The organism is Streptococcus sp. 517s (assembly GCF_054445985.1).
On sequence record NZ_CM136847.1, the window covers coordinates 362,780 to 377,763 of the forward strand.

The following is a 14,984-nucleotide window of genomic DNA, read 5'->3' on the forward strand; positions in this document are numbered from 1 at the left end:
TAAGCACATTCGTCCCTGTCATGTAGATGGCAGGGGCGATTTTTTGTAGAAGGCGAGGAAGAAGAATGACAAGAGCAGCATTATCTGAACGAATCGAAACGGAGCGACTTATCCTACGAGTCCGTACCGTGGCTGATGTTGTGGATATCTTTGACTATGCCAGTAGGCCAGAAGTTTCCTACCCAGCAGGCTTTCCGCCCGTCAAGACCTTGGAAGATGAGATTTATTATCTGGAGCATATTCTTCCCGAACGTAATGAAAAAGACAATCTCCCAGCTGGTTACGGCATTGTGGTCAAAGGAACTGATACAATCATCGGCTCTGTTGATTTTCCTCATCGACACGAAGACGATGTGCTGGAGATTGGCTATACCTTGCACCCAGACTATTGGGGTCTAGGTTATGTTCCAGAGGCGGCACGTGCCTTGATTGACCTAGCTTTTAAAGAACTTGATCTTCACAAGATTGAACTGACTTGCTTTGGGTATAACCTTCAAAGTCAACGAGTTGCAGAGAAACTTGGCTTTACCCTCGAAGCTCGCATAAGAGACCGCAAAGATGCCCAAGGAAATCGCTGTGACAGTCTGATATATGGCTTGCTGAGGAGTGAGTGGGAGACTAGAAAGGAAAATAGTCAAAATGAATAAATTAAAAACAATGTTAAAAGTAGAAAAACTCCATCCTAAAGAAAGATATTATGTAACAAAAGTAGATGAGTTTTCTCACGTTGTAAATAGTGGTTTATTTTTATCATCCAAGAAAACAAAGCGTAATATCGCTTATAGTTTAAGATATCTAGAATTTTTGAAAATTCAATTAGATGAACTTGTTTTGGATGATTTAATGAAAAAAATGATATGGAAAAATTTCATTATTACTTCGATATCTGTAATTGAGGTAATAATGCAAGACAGAACTAATAATAATAAATTTGGAGAAAAATTATTAAATGAATTTCGAGAAAAAAATCCATTAAGTCTTAGTGATAATGATTTAGATAAATTGGATGATTTCAGAAAGTTAAGAAACCGAGTACATATTGAAATTAAATATGATGATGATGACACAGATTGGTTCATGTTTGGAGAAAAAGAATATTTGGAAATGAAAAATTTACTGTATAATTTTTTAACAAGTGAAAAAATGTTTAATTCTATGTATACAAAGAACGTAGATTTTTTAAAATCATAAAAGGAGAACACACATGTCTAAAGAACTTTCACCTAAATACAATCCAGCCGAGGTTGAGGCTGGTCGTTACCAAAAATGGCTTGACGAAGATGTTTTCAAACCTTCAGGCGATCAAAAGGCTAAGCCTTACTCTATCGTGATTCCACCACCAAACGTAACTGGTAAACTCCACCTTGGTCATGCTTGGGATACGACTCTTCAGGATATCATCATCCGTCAAAAACGTATGCAAGGTTTTGATACGCTTTGGCTTCCAGGGATGGACCACGCGGGTATTGCAACTCAAGCTAAGGTTGAGGAGCGCTTGCGTGGCGAGGGCATTAGCCGTTATGACCTCGGCCGTGAGAAGTTCCTGGACAAAGTCTGGGAATGGAAAGACGAGTATGCGACGACTATCAAGGAACAATGGGGCAAGATGGGTCTCTCTGTAGACTACTCTCGCGAGCGTTTCACCCTTGACGAAGGTTTGTCAAAAGCCGTTCGCAAGGTCTTTGTAGACCTGTACAAGAAAGGCTGGATCTACCGTGGTGAGTTTATCATCAACTGGGACCCAGCAGCTCGCACAGCCCTTTCTGATATCGAGGTCATCCACAAGGATGTCGAAGGTGCCTTCTACCACATGAACTACATGCTAGAAGACGGTTCACGTGCCCTTGAAGTTGCGACAACTCGTCCTGAGACCATGTTTGGGGACGTTGCGGTTGCAGTCAATCCAGAAGACCCACGCTACAAGGACTTGATTGGTAAAAATGTCATCCTTCCAATCGCTAATAAATTGATTCCAATCGTTGGAGATGAGCACGCTGATCCAGAGTTTGGTACTGGTGTCGTGAAAATCACACCTGCCCATGATCCAAACGACTTCTTGGTTGGTCAACGACACAACTTGCCACAAGTCAACGTCATGAACGACGACGGAACGATGAATGACTTGGCCTTCGAATTTGCAGGTATGGATCGTTTTGAAGCTCGTAAGGCAGTCGTTGCTAAGTTGGAAGAAATCGGTGCCCTCGTTAAAATCGAAAAACGTGTCCACAGTGTTGGTCACTCAGAACGTACAGGCGTTGTGGTTGAGCCTCGCTTGTCTACGCAATGGTTTGTCAAGATGGACCAATTGGCCAAGAATGCTATTGCCAACCAAGACACAGAGGACAAGGTAGAATTCTACCCTCCTCGTTTCAACGATACCTTCCTCCAATGGATGGAAAATGTCCACGACTGGGTAATCTCACGTCAGCTCTGGTGGGGTCACCAAATCCCTGCTTGGTACAATGCTGAGGGTGAAATGTACGTCGGTGAAGAAGCTCCAGAAGGCGACGGATGGACTCAGGACGAAGATGTCTTGGATACGTGGTTCAGTTCTGCCCTTTGGCCATTCTCAACCATGGGCTGGCCGGATGTCGACTCAGAAGACTTCAAACGTTACTTCCCGACTTCAACCTTGGTAACAGGTTACGACATCATCTTCTTCTGGGTGTCTCGTATGATCTTCCAATCATTGGAATTCACAGGTCGTCAACCATTCCAAAACGTCCTTATCCACGGTCTTATCCGTGACGAGCAAGGACGCAAGATGTCTAAATCTCTGGGTAACGGGATTGACCCAATGGATGTTATCGAGAAATATGGTGCCGATGCCCTTCGTTGGTTCCTTTCAAACGGTTCTGCACCTGGTCAAGACGTGCGCTTCTCTTACGAGAAAATGGATGCGTCTTGGAACTTCATTAACAAGATTTGGAACATCTCTCGCTACATTCTCATGAACAATGAAGGTTTGACACTTGAGCAAGCAACAGCTAATGTCGAAAAAGTTGCCAACAAGGAAGCTGGAAACGTCACTGACCGCTGGATTCTCCACAATCTCAATGAAACTATCGGAAAAGTTACTGAAAACTTTGCCAAGTTTGAGTTTGGTGTAGCTGGACATATCCTCTACAACTTCATCTGGGACGAGTTTGCGGACTGGTACGTTGAGTTGACCAAGGAAGTCCTTTATAGCGATAACGAAGATGAAAAAGTCATCACACGTTCTGTTCTTCTTTACACCTTGGACAAGATCCTTCGTCTCCTTCACCCAATCATGCCATTCGTGACAGAGGAAATCTTTGGACAAATCTCAGAAGGCTCTATCGTTACAGCAGAATACCCAACTGTTAACCCAGCCTTTGAAGACCTTTCGGCTCACACTGGTGTGGAAAGCCTCAAAGACTTGATCCGTGCCGTTCGTAATGCGCGTGCGGAGGTAAACGTAGCTTCAAGCAAGCCAATCACCATCCTTGTGAAGACAAGCGATAGCGACTTGGAAGCCTTCTTTAACAGCAATGTCAACTACATCAAACGCTTCACAAATCCAGAACACTTGGAGATCGCATCAACCATCCCTGCACCTGAACTCGCTATGTCAAGCGTCATCACAGGAGCAGAAATCTACCTGCCACTGGCAGACCTCCTCAATGTCGAAGAAGAATTGGCTCGTCTCGACAAGGAACTCGCTAAATGGCAAAAAGAACTGGATATGGTCGGTAAGAAGCTCTCTAACGAACGCTTCGTAGCCAACGCCAAACCAGAAGTCGTCCAAAAAGAACGCGACAAACAAGCCGACTATCAAGCTAAGTACGATGCGACCGTAGCACGTATTGATGAGATGAAGAAGTTGGTTTGATGTGAATCCTTGTAATACGTTTTGAAAAGAGAAGAAAAATCAGAATGAATTTTGAAAATATATTAAAAATAATAACGGTTTTTGTTACATATGGGATACCTGTCTTATCATTTTTATGGCAAATAAAAAGTGACTTTAGTGATAAAAAACAGATAGAGTCTATTGTATCTAATTATAATTATCAAAATAATTCAAATTTTGATTTCAAGGACGTAAGTATTCAAAATGGTTATATACAAATTAATAACCCACAGACCATAAATATAGAATTAAAGAATGAACTTGAAAAATTTGAGAAGGAGAGATTAGAAGATAAAAAATTTTTATCAAACAAGTTATACAAAGCATCTCTTTGGATTATTTTAGTTGTTTTTATTTTCAATATAATTAATAACATTTCAAGTGATTTTAAAAATATATCCTCGATTTTGGAAGTAAATATAATAAAAAATAATCTAGTTTTATCGTTTGATACAACTTTAAAGCAAATGTTGTTAATGATTTTAATCTATATTGTTTTAGTAGTTATTAAGTATTTACTAGATAAGCAAAACATTATCAATACTTTAGGATTTACAGTAGCTATCTTTTTATATTTATTTACTTATTCAGAGATTAAGCAAGGTTTTATACAGTTTTTGAAGTATCCTATTATTTTATCTAGTCTCTCAGTATTTATTTCTATAATTGTTGCCTTGGTTGTTCTATTCCCATTATTCTTTAGTTTAAATATTTTGATTGTAAGATTACATAGTTTAATTTCAGTATACGATTCTAAAATACAAACAAAACTTGTCAATTCTCTCTCTTCCATAAGTACAGTTATTGCTCCAATACTTATTTTTATAGTAAAAATGGTATTTAGATAATAAGAAACTATTATTTTATGAATTTCTTTTGGGTATTAGTATAATTGAATAATACTTACTAATGAATATGATAGTCGTGAATAAAAGATTGAAAAATATAAAATTAGCCGTAATTGCTTTATAAATTAGATTTTCTATTTTTAAATTATCCTTTATGTCGTATTAGAAAGATTAATATTTTAGAAATCAGTTTACTATATAACAAACTCAGGCAATTCATGCCCGTACCAATCCACCAAGCGATGCCATCGGCTGGGTAGCAAAGAAATAAAAAGTCCTGTCACTTTCTCTCATTTAACCTTTGACTATTCCGCAAAATTATCGTACAATAAAGAGTACATGATAAAATGAGGTCAGAGTCTGTTCACTCTGGCGATAGTAGTAAAAATGAGGAGAAACGCTTTGGAATTAGAAGTATTTGCTGGGCAAGAAAAAAGTGAACTATCTATGATTGAGGTAGCGCGTGCTATCTTGGAACTTCGTGGTCGCGATCATGAGATGCATTTTAGCGATCTTGTAAACGAAATTCAAAACTACCTTGGAACATCAAACAGCGATATCCGCGAAGCTTTGCCTTTGTTCTACACAGAGTTGAACTTTGACGGTAGCTTCATCTCTCTTGGAGACAACAAATGGGGGCTTCGTTCATGGTATGGTGTAGACGAAATCGATGAAGAAATCATCGCTCTTGAAGAAAGTGATGACGATGAAGTGGCACCAAAAGCTAAGAAAAAACGTGTCAATGCCTTCATGGATGGTGATTCAGATGCCATTGACTACAATGCAGATGATCCAGAAGACGAAGATGCATACGAAGCAGACCCAGCCCTTTCATATGATGATGAAAATCCAGATGATGAGAAAAATGAAGTGGAAGCTTATGATGCAGAAATCAACGAAATTGCCCCTGATGACTTGGGTGAAGACGTGGATCTTAACGAAGAAGACGATGAGTTTTCAGACGATGACGCTGAAACGAGTGAAGAAGAGTAAAAGACTTCACAGAGGAGATTGCCTGATCTCCTTTTTTGTTGCTTGAGCGTGTTGTCCGTTTGGATGCGGATTTTTAGTTGGTTTTCTGAAAGTAATCTTCTTATTTTCAGGTTTTACCGATTCGGGTTGACAAATGTTCTGCTTTAAGGTATCATATTGTTCGGGCACCTCTTTTAGAGGTCGGGGCTCCCTAGTTACTAGGGAGCTATTTTTGTTTTTCAGGAAGTTTTCTTGAAAAGTCGTTATTCATAAGGGTCTTGTTTTCGATGTCCCCTTGTAGTTAACAAGGCCTTGAGCATTTTAGAAAGAGGAATCTATGTCTACGAAATATATTTTTGTAACTGGTGGTGTGGTATCGTCTATTGGGAAAGGGATTGTCGCAGCAAGTCTGGGGCGTCTCTTGAAAAATCGTGGTCTAAAAGTGACTATTCAGAAGTTTGACCCTTATATCAATATCGATCCGGGAACCATGAGTCCTTACCAGCACGGGGAAGTCTTTGTGACAGATGATGGGGCTGAGACAGATTTGGACTTGGGTCACTATGAACGTTTCATCGATATCAACCTCAACAAATATTCCAACGTGACAACTGGTAAAATTTACAGTGAAGTTCTTCGCAAGGAACGCCGTGGTGAGTACCTTGGGGCAACTGTTCAAGTCATTCCTCATATCACAGATGCTTTGAAAGAAAAAATCAAGCGTGCTGCTGTAACGACTGATTCGGATGTCATTATCACAGAGGTTGGTGGAACCGTTGGGGATATCGAGTCCTTGCCATTTCTAGAGGCCCTTCGTCAGATGAAGGCAGATGTGGGTGCAGATAATGTCATGTATATCCATACAACCTTGCTTCCTTACCTCAAGGCTGCTGGTGAGATGAAGACCAAGCCAACTCAGCATTCTGTAAAAGAACTGCGTGGTTTGGGAATCCAGCCAAATATGTTGGTTATTCGTACGGAGAAACCAGCTGGTCAGGGAATTAAAAATAAACTAGCACAGTTCTGTGATGTGGCACCAGAAGCTGTTATCGAATCTTTGGATGTCGAACACCTTTACCAAATTCCATTGAATTTGCAGGCACAAGGCATGGACCAAATTGTCTGTGACCATTTGAAACTAGACGCACCAGTAGCGGATATGACTGAGTGGTCAGCCATGGTGGACAAGGTTATGAACCTCAATAAACAAGTCAAGATTTCCCTCGTTGGTAAGTATGTGGAGTTGCAAGATGCCTACATCTCAGTGGTCGAAGCCTTGAAACACTCTGGTTATGCCAACGACGCAGAAGTGAAGATTAATTGGATCAATGCCAATGATGTGACAGCAGAGAATGTAGCAGAGCTCTTGTCTGATGCGGACGGAATCATCGTACCAGGAGGTTTTGGCCAACGTGGTACGGAAGGGAAAATCCAAGCCATCCGTTATGCGCGTGAAAATGATGTTCCAATGTTGGGAGTCTGCTTGGGAATGCAGTTGACTTGTATCGAGTTTGCTCGTCACGTTTTAGGGCTTGAAGGTGCCAATTCTGCAGAACTTGCACCAGATACAAAATACCCTATCATCGATATCATGCGTGACCAGGTTGATGTTGAGGATATGGGTGGAACCCTTCGTTTGGGACTTTATCCATCTAAGTTGAAACGTGGTTCTAAGGCAGCAGCTGCTTATCATAATCAAGAAGTGGTGCAACGCCGTCACCGTCACCGTTATGAGTTTAACAACGCCTTTCGTGAACAGTTTGAAGCAGCAGGCTTTGTCTTTTCAGGAGTTTCACCTGATAATCGTTTGGTAGAAATCGTGGAAATTCCTGAAAATAAATTCTTTGTAGCTTGTCAGTATCACCCTGAACTTTCCAGCCGTCCAAACCGTCCAGAAGAACTCTACACTGCCTTTGTCACCGCAGCAGTTGAGAACAGTAATTAGCAAAATTCGAACCTTTGAGAAGAATCTCAGAGGTTTTTTATTCATTTAGAAAAGTCTTGCTAACTCAGGCGCTTGGCAATAAGAATTAGACTCACTGGGGGAAGAGATTTTCCTTGCTCGTATTCGGCTTCCCTATTTGTCCTAGAGCCCTTTTTGTGTTACAATGAATGGTATGAAAGCTAAGAAATTATGGATGACTGGCTTGACTGTGGCTGGTCTAAGTGCCCTTGTTTTAGGGGCTAAAAAAGCAGCAGATAACCACAAACTCATGAAGTCTCAAGAAGAGTTGACCGCTATCGTGCGCGAACTTTTCTCAGATATGGGTGAGATTGCGACTCTCTATGTTCAAGTCTACGAAGGTAGCCTAGAGCGACTTGTCGGAGGAGTCATTTTCGAGGATGGCCGTCATTATACCTTTGTCTATGAAAATGAAGACCTGGTCTATGAGGAGGAAGTCTTATGATTACTCCCAATAGTATAGAAGAACTAGCAGGTTTTGTCGAGCAAGATGGCAAGAAGGTCTTCCTTTTTGTGGCAGACTGGTGTGGCGATTGTCGTTATATCTATCCATTCTTGCCAGAGATTGAGGAGACCAATCCAGAGTTCACCTTTATTCGAGTGGACCGAGACCAGTATCTGGATCTGGCCAAACTCTGGGATGTGTACGGCATTCCTAGCCTTGTTGTGCTAGAAAAGGACAAGGAAATCGGCCGTTTTGTCAATCGCGACCGTAAAAGCAAGGAAGAAATTAACGACTTTTTAGCAGGACTGAAATAGGAGAAAAGGAAAGAATGATTTTTACATATAACAAAGAGCATGTTGGCGATGTCCTTATGATCATCGTGAAAAATAGTGGTGATGCCAAGTTGGACGTGGAGCGCAAAGGCAAGGTTGCCCGTGTTTTCCTCAAAGAAAATGGTGAAACGGTAGCTTGGAATATTTTCGAAGTTTCAAGTTTGTTTGAAATTGCAGAGCGTGGTCAAGTCTTTTTATCAGATGAGCAAGTAGCACGTTTGAACCAAGAGTTGCAGGCGGAAGGCTTTACAGAAGAAATTGTTAATGATAAGGAACCAAAGTTTGTTGTCGGTGAGATTGTCGAGATGGTAGCTCATCCAGATAGTGACCACCTCAACATCTGTCAAGTGGCCGTTGCAAGTGATAAGACAGTGCAAATCGTGGCAGGAGCACCTAATGCGCGTGTTGGGTTGAAAACCATTGTAGCTCTTCCTGGAGCGATGATGCCAAAAGGCAATCTCATTTTTCCAGGCGAGCTTCGTGGTGAAAAGAGTTTTGGCATGATGTGTAGCCCTCGTGAATTGCATCTACCAAATGCTCCGCAAAAACGTGGGGTTATTGAATTATCAGAAGACCAAGTTGTCGGAACTCCATTTGACCCAGCCAAACACTGGACTGCCTAGGAAATTGTCGGTATTTGATAGATCAGATAGAGGGAGATAAGATGGCGAAAAATGTAGTGATTACAGGAGCGACCTCAGGAATCGGTGAAGCGATTGCGCGTGCTTATCTGGAGCAGGGGGAGAATGTCGTTCTAACAGGGCGACGGACAGACAGACTAGTGGTCCTCAAGTCAGAGTTTGCAGAAACTTTTCCAAATCAAACAGTTTGGACCTTTCCACTGGATGTGACGGATATGACTATGGTCAAGACTGTCTGCTCCGATATTTTGGAAACGATAGGGCAGATTGATATCTTGGTCAATAATGCCGGACTAGCTCTTGGCTTGGCTCCCTATCAAGACTACGAAGAGTTGGATATGCTGACCATGTTGGATACCAATGTCAAGGGTTTGATGGCAGTTACTCGCTGTTTCTTGCCAGCAATGGTAAAAGCGAATCAGGGTCATATTATCAACATGGGATCGACCGCAGGAATCTATGCCTATGCTGGGGCAGCAGTTTACTCAGCCACCAAGGCGGCAGTTAAAACCTTTTCAGATGGTTTGCGAATTGATACCATTGCGACAGACATCAAGGTGACCACTATTCAGCCAGGAATTGTCGAAACAGATTTTTCTGCGGTACGTTTCCACGGTGACAAAGAGCGTGCTGCTACCGTCTATCAGGGAATCGAAGCTCTGCAAGCACAAGACATCGCAGACACTGTTGTCTATGTGACCAGTCAGCCTCGTCGTGTGCAGATTACAGATATGACTATTATGGCCAATCAACAGGCGACAGGTTTCATGGTGCATAAAAAATAAAAAATTTTCTCGAAAAGTTACAAATTTTTGTAACTTTTTTTGATTCCTTACGAATAGATAAGTAGGAGGAAGAAAATATGTATAATAAAGTTATTCTTATCGGACGCTTGACGTCTACACCAGAATTGCACAAAACCAACAATGACAAGTCAGTAGCGCGAGCAACTATCGCTGTGAACCGTCGTTACAAAGACCAAAATGGTGAACGTGAAGCTGATTTTGTCAATTTGGTTCTTTGGGGAAAATTGGCTGAAACATTGGCAAGTTACGCGACCAAAGGAAGCCTCATTTCAGTAGATGGGGAACTTCGTACCCGTCGTTTTGAGAAAAATGGCCAGATGAATTATGTGACCGAAGTCCTTGTCACAGGATTCCAACTCTTGGAAAGCCGTGCCCAACGTGCCATGCGTGAAAATAATGCAGGACAGGATTTGGCAGATTTGGTCTTGGAAGAGGAAGAATTGCCATTTTAATACTCTTCGAAAATCTCTTCAAACCACGTCAGCTTCACCTTGCTGTAGGTATAGGTAGCTGACTTCGTCAATCTTATCTACAACCTCAAAACCATGTTTTGAGCTGACTTCGTCAGTTCTATCTACAACCTCAAAGCAGTGCTTTGAGCAACCTGTGGCTAGCTTCCTAGTTTGATCTTTGATTTTCATTGAGTAGAAACATTGAAAAGTCTGAGTTGGTCTCAGGCTTTTTTATATTGAGAAAGTCAGACTTTTTTCTTGACTATTTCTGACCAAGTGATACAATAGAACTATAAATTAGCACTCAGTCATAAAGAGTGCTAATAATATGTAGTTTATCATGGAGGAAAGCAGATGTTGAAACCATTAGGAGACCGTGTGGTCTTGAAAATCGAAGAAAAAGAACAAACTGTTGGAGGCTTTGTCCTTGCAGGCTCAGCCCAAGAAAAAACAAAAACAGCCCAAGTTGTAGCTACTGGACAAGGTGTTCGTACCTTGAACGGTGACTTGGTTGCTCCAAGCGTTAAGCCTGGGGACCGTGTCTTAGTTGAAGCTCATGCAGGTATTGATGTCAAAGATGGCGATGAAAAGTACATTATCGTAGGCGAAGCCAACATCTTGGCAATCATTGAAGAATAGAAGGAGAAAGTAAGTATGTCAAAAGAAATTAAATTTTCATCTGATGCTCGTTCAGCGATGGTCCGTGGTGTCGATATCCTAGCGGACACAGTTAAAGTAACCTTAGGACCAAAGGGTCGTAATGTCGTTCTTGAAAAATCATTTGGCTCACCATTGATTACCAATGACGGTGTTACTATTGCCAAAGAAATTGAATTAGAAGACCATTTTGAAAATATGGGTGCCAAATTGGTATCAGAAGTAGCTTCAAAAACAAATGATATTGCAGGTGACGGAACAACAACTGCAACTGTTTTGACTCAAGCAATCGTCCGCGAAGGAATCAAAAACGTCACAGCAGGTGCTAATCCAATCGGCATTCGTCGTGGGATTGAAGCAGCAGTTGCCGCAGCTGTAGAAGCCTTGAAAAACAATGCCATTCCAGTTGCTAATAAAGAAGCCATCGCTCAGGTTGCTGCCGTATCTTCTCGTTCTGAGAAAGTCGGTGAATACATTTCTGAAGCCATGGAAAAAGTTGGTAAAGATGGTGTCATCACTATTGAAGAATCACGTGGTATGGAAACAGAACTTGAAGTTGTTGAAGGAATGCAGTTCGACCGCGGTTACCTATCGCAGTACATGGTGACAGATAGCGAAAAAATGGTGGCGGACCTTGAAAATCCATATATTTTGATTACTGACAAGAAGATTTCCAATATTCAAGAAATCTTGCCACTTCTAGAAAGCATTCTCCAAAGCAATCGTCCACTCTTGATTATTGCGGATGATGTAGATGGTGAAGCTCTTCCGACTCTTGTATTGAACAAGATTCGTGGAACCTTCAATGTCGTAGCTGTTAAAGCACCTGGCTTTGGTGACCGTCGTAAGGCTATGTTAGAAGACATCGCTATCTTGACAGGCGGAACAGTCATCACAGAAGATCTTGGTCTTGAGTTGAAAGACGCTACTATTGAGGCGCTTGGTCAAGCTGCTAGAGTAACTGTGGACAAAGATAGCACTGTTATCGTAGAAGGTGCTGGAAATCCTGAAGCTATTTCTCACCGTGTTGCAGTTATCAAGTCTCAAATTGAAACTACAACATCTGAATTTGACCGCGAAAAATTGCAAGAACGCTTGGCAAAATTGTCAGGTGGTGTCGCAGTGATCAAGGTCGGTGCTGCAACTGAAACTGAGTTGAAAGAAATGAAACTCCGCATTGAAGATGCCCTTAACGCTACTCGTGCAGCCGTGGAAGAAGGAATCGTTGCAGGTGGTGGAACAGCTCTTGTAAATGTCATCCCAGCTGTTGCTGATTTGGAATTGACAGGAGATGAAGCGACAGGACGCAATATTGTTCTCCGTGCCTTGGAAGAACCTGTTCGTCAAATTGCCCACAATGCAGGATTCGAAGGTTCTATTGTTATTGACCGTTTGAAAAATGCTGAAGTTGGTACAGGCTTCAACGCAGCAACTGGCGAATGGGTCAACATGATTGAAGAAGGAATCATCGACCCAGTTAAAGTGAGCCGTTCAGCCCTTCAAAATGCAGCCTCTGTAGCCAGCTTGATTTTGACAACAGAAGCAGTCGTAGCCAATAAACCGGAACCAGCAGCCCCAGCTCCAGCAATGGATCCAAGCATGATGGGCGGGATGATGTAAAAGTAACTTATAAAAAACACAAAAGAAGGGAATACATATCCCTTCTTTTTATGATAATCACTTCTAAATTGGATTGAGCTCTCCTAACTTATATGATAAAATAAGACTAGAAAAAGGAGAAGAACATGATCGATGTAGAAGAAATTCTGAGCAAGATGAATCCCAATCAGAAGATTAATTATGACCGTGTCATGCAGAAAATGGTTCAGGTTTGGGAAAAAAATGAGGAACGTCCCACTATTCTCATGCATGTTTGCTGTGCTCCTTGTAGTACCTACACCCTAGAATACCTGACAAAATACGCTGATGTGACTATCTATTTTGCCAATTCCAATATCCATCCCAAGGCAGAATACCACAAGCGAGCTTACGTCACCAAGAAATTTGTCAGTGATTTCAATGAGCGAACAGGAAATACGGTCCAGTATATAGAAGCGCCTTATGAACCAAATGAATACCGGAAGTTAGTCAGAGGACTGGAAGAAGAACCAGAAGGCGGCGACCGTTGCAAGGTTTGTTTTGACTACCGTTTGGACAAAACAGCACAGGTAGCTATGGACTTGGGCTTTGACTACTTTGGTTCAGCCTTGACCATCAGTCCTCATAAGAATTCTCAAACCATCAACAGCATCGGAATCGATGTGCAAAAGATTTACACAACCCACTATCTTCCAAGTGATTTCAAGAAAAATCAAGGCTACAAGCGCTCGGTAGAGATGTGCGAGGAGTATGATATCTATCGTCAATGTTATTGTGGATGCGTCTATGCAGCTCAAGCCCAGAACATTGATCTTGTTCAGGTTAAGAAGGATGCCACGGCTTTCTTGTTGGATAAGGATGTTGAAAAAGACTATTCCCATATCAAGTTTACTGTCACTAAATTAGATATATAGCAATTAACCCAGCTTCCAGACTGGGTTTTTCAAATAAAAAACCAGGGCTCTCACCCCGGTTTGACAACTTTACCGATTCTTTAGTTCTATGTAGCGTTTGTACCAAATGTTGACATAGGCCTCTGAGAAAGGACCGCGACCATTGTTGATCCAATCAACAAGGATTTTAACATGCTCTTTCAAAATATAGTCTAAATCATCCGAATACTTCATTTTGCGTTTATGGCGTTCATATTCTTCAACGTCCAAGAGACGCTTTTCACCATCAGTGAAAACCTTGACATCCAAATCATAATCAATGTATTTCAGGGCTTCTTCATCAAGATAGTAAGGACTTGCCATATTGCAATAGTAGGAAATCCCATTATCGCGAATCATAGCAATGATATTAAACCAATATTTTTTGTGAAAGTAAACAATAGCCGGTTCTCGAGTCACCCAACGACGACCGTCACTTTCGGTAACAAGTGTGTGGTCGTTGACGCCGATAATGGCGTTCTCTGTTGTTTTTAGTACCATGGTGTCCCGCCAAGTACGGTGAAGACTCCCATCATGCTTATAACTTTGAATTGTAATAAAGTCGCCTTCTTTTGGAAGTTTCATAACTAACCAACTTTCTACAATTTATAAGTTTATCGTTTACTATTATATCATAAATTGGTCTAATTTTTTTGAATTTTACATGAAAATGTTAAAGATATTCTCTGAGAGCGCTTGCTATATCCGAAAAATCATAGCCCTTTCTAGCCAAAACTTGAGTCAAACGTTGCTTTAGTTCGTAACCTTCATATTTGCGAGCGTATTTAGTATATTGTTTGTCTAGTTCTTTGAAAATGAGTTCCTGAGTCGTTTCTTGGTCAACTTGACTATCCAAGTTATCAAAGGCACTTTTTGCATCAGAATAGGAGAAGCCTTTGTTCGTCAAGCTTTGAATGATCTTATCTTGCAAGGCACGAGCAGGAAGCTTTCCATTGTATTTTTTAAGCAGTTTTTCTGCAACACGTTGAGCAACCTCTGAAAAATCAAAATTCTTTAAAACCTCTTCAATAGTTGATTTGGCAATCCCTTTTTGAGACAGTTTTTGAGCTAGCACATAGGGCCCCTTATCTCCAGAAAGTTGATTGGCATTGATGATAGAGTAGGCATACTGATGATCATTAATCCAGTTATCTTCTTTAAGATTAGCGATAACTTGACTAGTGATTTTTTCATCAAGATCATACTTTTTCAGATACTCACGAACTTCCTTTTCGGTTCGAGCTTTAAATGATAGATGGTAGAGGGCGAGATTCTTACCATAAGAAAACTGAGCAAAGTCCTGTACCTCGGTCAATTCTTCTGTGCTAATGACCTTATCTTTAGACAACATAAAACGGACAATGGTATCTTCCGTGATATAAGAGGTTTGCTGCACATCTAACTCCATCAAGTAGAGACGTTTTTTCTTTTCAAGTTTTGTGATTTTCATAGTTCTATTATAC

The 14,984-nt window shown here is 41.2% G+C and carries 16 protein-coding genes; 14 read left to right on the top strand and 2 right to left on the bottom strand.

Going from position 1 to position 14,984, the window contains the following annotated elements:
- Positions 1–65 precede the first annotated feature (65 nt).
- From ACVX3R_RS01960 to ACVX3R_RS02025, 14 genes are all read left to right on the top strand, one after another.
- Positions 66–647: a GNAT family N-acetyltransferase gene (locus ACVX3R_RS01960; protein WP_458795274.1), complete on the top strand. Its 582-nt coding sequence runs from the start codon at positions 66–68 to the stop codon at positions 645–647.
- Entirely contained in the window at positions 640–1,191 is a 552-nt protein-coding gene (locus tag ACVX3R_RS01965) for a hypothetical protein (protein ID WP_001037589.1), read from the top strand. Before ACVX3R_RS01960 ends, ACVX3R_RS01965 begins: the two co-directional genes overlap by 8 nt.
- Before the next feature lie 13 nt (positions 1,192–1,204).
- A complete protein-coding gene (locus ACVX3R_RS01970; protein ID WP_458795275.1) occupies positions 1,205–3,853 on the top strand; it encodes a valine--tRNA ligase in 2,649 nt (882 codons plus the stop codon).
- 44 nt (positions 3,854–3,897) lie between these two features.
- Positions 3,898–4,722 (top strand): hypothetical protein, encoded by an 825-nt coding sequence (locus ACVX3R_RS01975; protein WP_458795276.1) that lies wholly within the window; start codon positions 3,898–3,900, stop codon positions 4,720–4,722.
- 402 nt (positions 4,723–5,124) lie between these two features.
- Positions 5,125–5,715 carry a DNA-directed RNA polymerase subunit delta gene (gene rpoE / locus ACVX3R_RS01980; protein WP_000418415.1) on the top strand — a complete coding sequence of 197 codons (591 nt, stop codon included), beginning with the start codon at positions 5,125–5,127 and terminating at the stop codon, positions 5,713–5,715.
- A gap of 316 nt (positions 5,716–6,031) precedes the next feature.
- Positions 6,032–7,639, top strand: coding sequence for a CTP synthase (locus ACVX3R_RS01985; RefSeq protein WP_268710731.1), 1,608 nt, complete (start codon positions 6,032–6,034; stop codon positions 7,637–7,639).
- Positions 7,640–7,802: 163 nt separating this feature from the next.
- The gene (locus tag ACVX3R_RS01990) at positions 7,803–8,102 is read left to right on the top strand and encodes a DUF4651 domain-containing protein (RefSeq protein ID WP_458795277.1); all 300 of its coding nucleotides are present in this window, start codon (positions 7,803–7,805) and stop codon (positions 8,100–8,102) included.
- Entirely contained in the window at positions 8,099–8,416 is a 318-nt protein-coding gene (locus tag ACVX3R_RS01995; RefSeq protein WP_458795278.1) for a thioredoxin family protein, read from the top strand. Before ACVX3R_RS01990 ends, ACVX3R_RS01995 begins: the two co-directional genes overlap by 4 nt.
- A 14-nt stretch (positions 8,417–8,430) precedes the next feature.
- Entirely contained in the window at positions 8,431–9,057 is a 627-nt protein-coding gene (gene ytpR / locus ACVX3R_RS02000) for a YtpR family tRNA-binding protein (protein ID WP_458795279.1), read from the top strand.
- A gap of 41 nt (positions 9,058–9,098) precedes the next feature.
- Positions 9,099–9,860 (top strand): SDR family NAD(P)-dependent oxidoreductase, encoded by a 762-nt coding sequence (locus ACVX3R_RS02005; RefSeq protein ID WP_458795280.1) that lies wholly within the window; start codon positions 9,099–9,101, stop codon positions 9,858–9,860.
- Between the two features lie 77 nt (positions 9,861–9,937).
- Positions 9,938–10,333, top strand: coding sequence for a single-stranded DNA-binding protein (locus ACVX3R_RS02010; protein WP_000282437.1), 396 nt, complete (start codon positions 9,938–9,940; stop codon positions 10,331–10,333).
- Between the two features lie 354 nt (positions 10,334–10,687).
- Positions 10,688–10,972, top strand: coding sequence for a co-chaperone GroES (gene groES / locus ACVX3R_RS02015; RefSeq protein ID WP_000917326.1), 285 nt, complete (start codon positions 10,688–10,690; stop codon positions 10,970–10,972).
- A 15-nt stretch (positions 10,973–10,987) separates the two neighbouring features.
- Positions 10,988–12,610 carry a chaperonin GroEL gene (gene groL / locus ACVX3R_RS02020; protein ID WP_000031559.1) on the top strand — a complete coding sequence of 541 codons (1,623 nt, stop codon included), beginning with the start codon at positions 10,988–10,990 and terminating at the stop codon, positions 12,608–12,610.
- 125 nt (positions 12,611–12,735) lie between these two features.
- Positions 12,736–13,503: an epoxyqueuosine reductase QueH gene (locus ACVX3R_RS02025; RefSeq protein WP_458795281.1), complete on the top strand. Its 768-nt coding sequence runs from the start codon at positions 12,736–12,738 to the stop codon at positions 13,501–13,503.
- A 69-nt stretch (positions 13,504–13,572) separates the two neighbouring features.
- Here ACVX3R_RS02025 and ntdP read toward each other — a convergent pair whose 3' ends face one another.
- The gene (gene ntdP, locus ACVX3R_RS02030) at positions 13,573–14,106 is read right to left on the bottom strand and encodes a nucleoside tri-diphosphate phosphatase (protein WP_000775318.1); all 534 of its coding nucleotides are present in this window, start codon (positions 14,104–14,106) and stop codon (positions 13,573–13,575) included.
- Between the two features lie 88 nt (positions 14,107–14,194).
- On the bottom strand, positions 14,195–14,971 hold the full coding sequence (recX, locus tag ACVX3R_RS02035) for a recombination regulator RecX (RefSeq protein ID WP_458795282.1): 777 nt from the start codon (positions 14,969–14,971) through the stop codon (positions 14,195–14,197).
- Positions 14,972–14,984 lie beyond the last annotated feature (13 nt).

What these genes read in the sequence shown, in the direction of transcription:
- ACVX3R_RS01965 (WP_001037589.1), top strand. Translation starts at nt 640, where the DNA reads ATGAATAAATTAAAAACAATGTTAAAAGTAGAAAAACTCCATCCTAAA.
- ACVX3R_RS01995 (WP_458795278.1), top strand. Translation starts at nt 8,099, where the DNA reads ATGATTACTCCCAATAGTATAGAAGAACTAGCAGGTTTTGTCGAGCAA.
- recX (WP_458795282.1), bottom strand. Translation starts at nt 14,971, where the DNA reads ATGAAAATCACAAAACTTGAAAAGAAAAAACGTCTCTACTTGATGGAG.
- ACVX3R_RS02010 (WP_000282437.1), top strand. Translation starts at nt 9,938, where the DNA reads ATGTATAATAAAGTTATTCTTATCGGACGCTTGACGTCTACACCAGAA.
- ntdP (WP_000775318.1), bottom strand. Translation starts at nt 14,106, where the DNA reads ATGAAACTTCCAAAAGAAGGCGACTTTATTACAATTCAAAGTTATAAG.
- ACVX3R_RS02005 (WP_458795280.1), top strand. Translation starts at nt 9,099, where the DNA reads ATGGCGAAAAATGTAGTGATTACAGGAGCGACCTCAGGAATCGGTGAA.
- ytpR (WP_458795279.1), top strand. Translation starts at nt 8,431, where the DNA reads ATGATTTTTACATATAACAAAGAGCATGTTGGCGATGTCCTTATGATC.
- groL (WP_000031559.1), top strand. Translation starts at nt 10,988, where the DNA reads ATGTCAAAAGAAATTAAATTTTCATCTGATGCTCGTTCAGCGATGGTC.
- ACVX3R_RS01990 (WP_458795277.1), top strand. Translation starts at nt 7,803, where the DNA reads ATGAATGGTATGAAAGCTAAGAAATTATGGATGACTGGCTTGACTGTG.
- ACVX3R_RS01960 (WP_458795274.1), top strand. Translation starts at nt 66, where the DNA reads ATGACAAGAGCAGCATTATCTGAACGAATCGAAACGGAGCGACTTATC.
- ACVX3R_RS01985 (WP_268710731.1), top strand. Translation starts at nt 6,032, where the DNA reads ATGTCTACGAAATATATTTTTGTAACTGGTGGTGTGGTATCGTCTATT.
- ACVX3R_RS02025 (WP_458795281.1), top strand. Translation starts at nt 12,736, where the DNA reads ATGATCGATGTAGAAGAAATTCTGAGCAAGATGAATCCCAATCAGAAG.
- ACVX3R_RS01970 (WP_458795275.1), top strand. Translation starts at nt 1,205, where the DNA reads ATGTCTAAAGAACTTTCACCTAAATACAATCCAGCCGAGGTTGAGGCT.
- ACVX3R_RS01975 (WP_458795276.1), top strand. Translation starts at nt 3,898, where the DNA reads ATGAATTTTGAAAATATATTAAAAATAATAACGGTTTTTGTTACATAT.
- groES (WP_000917326.1), top strand. Translation starts at nt 10,688, where the DNA reads ATGTTGAAACCATTAGGAGACCGTGTGGTCTTGAAAATCGAAGAAAAA.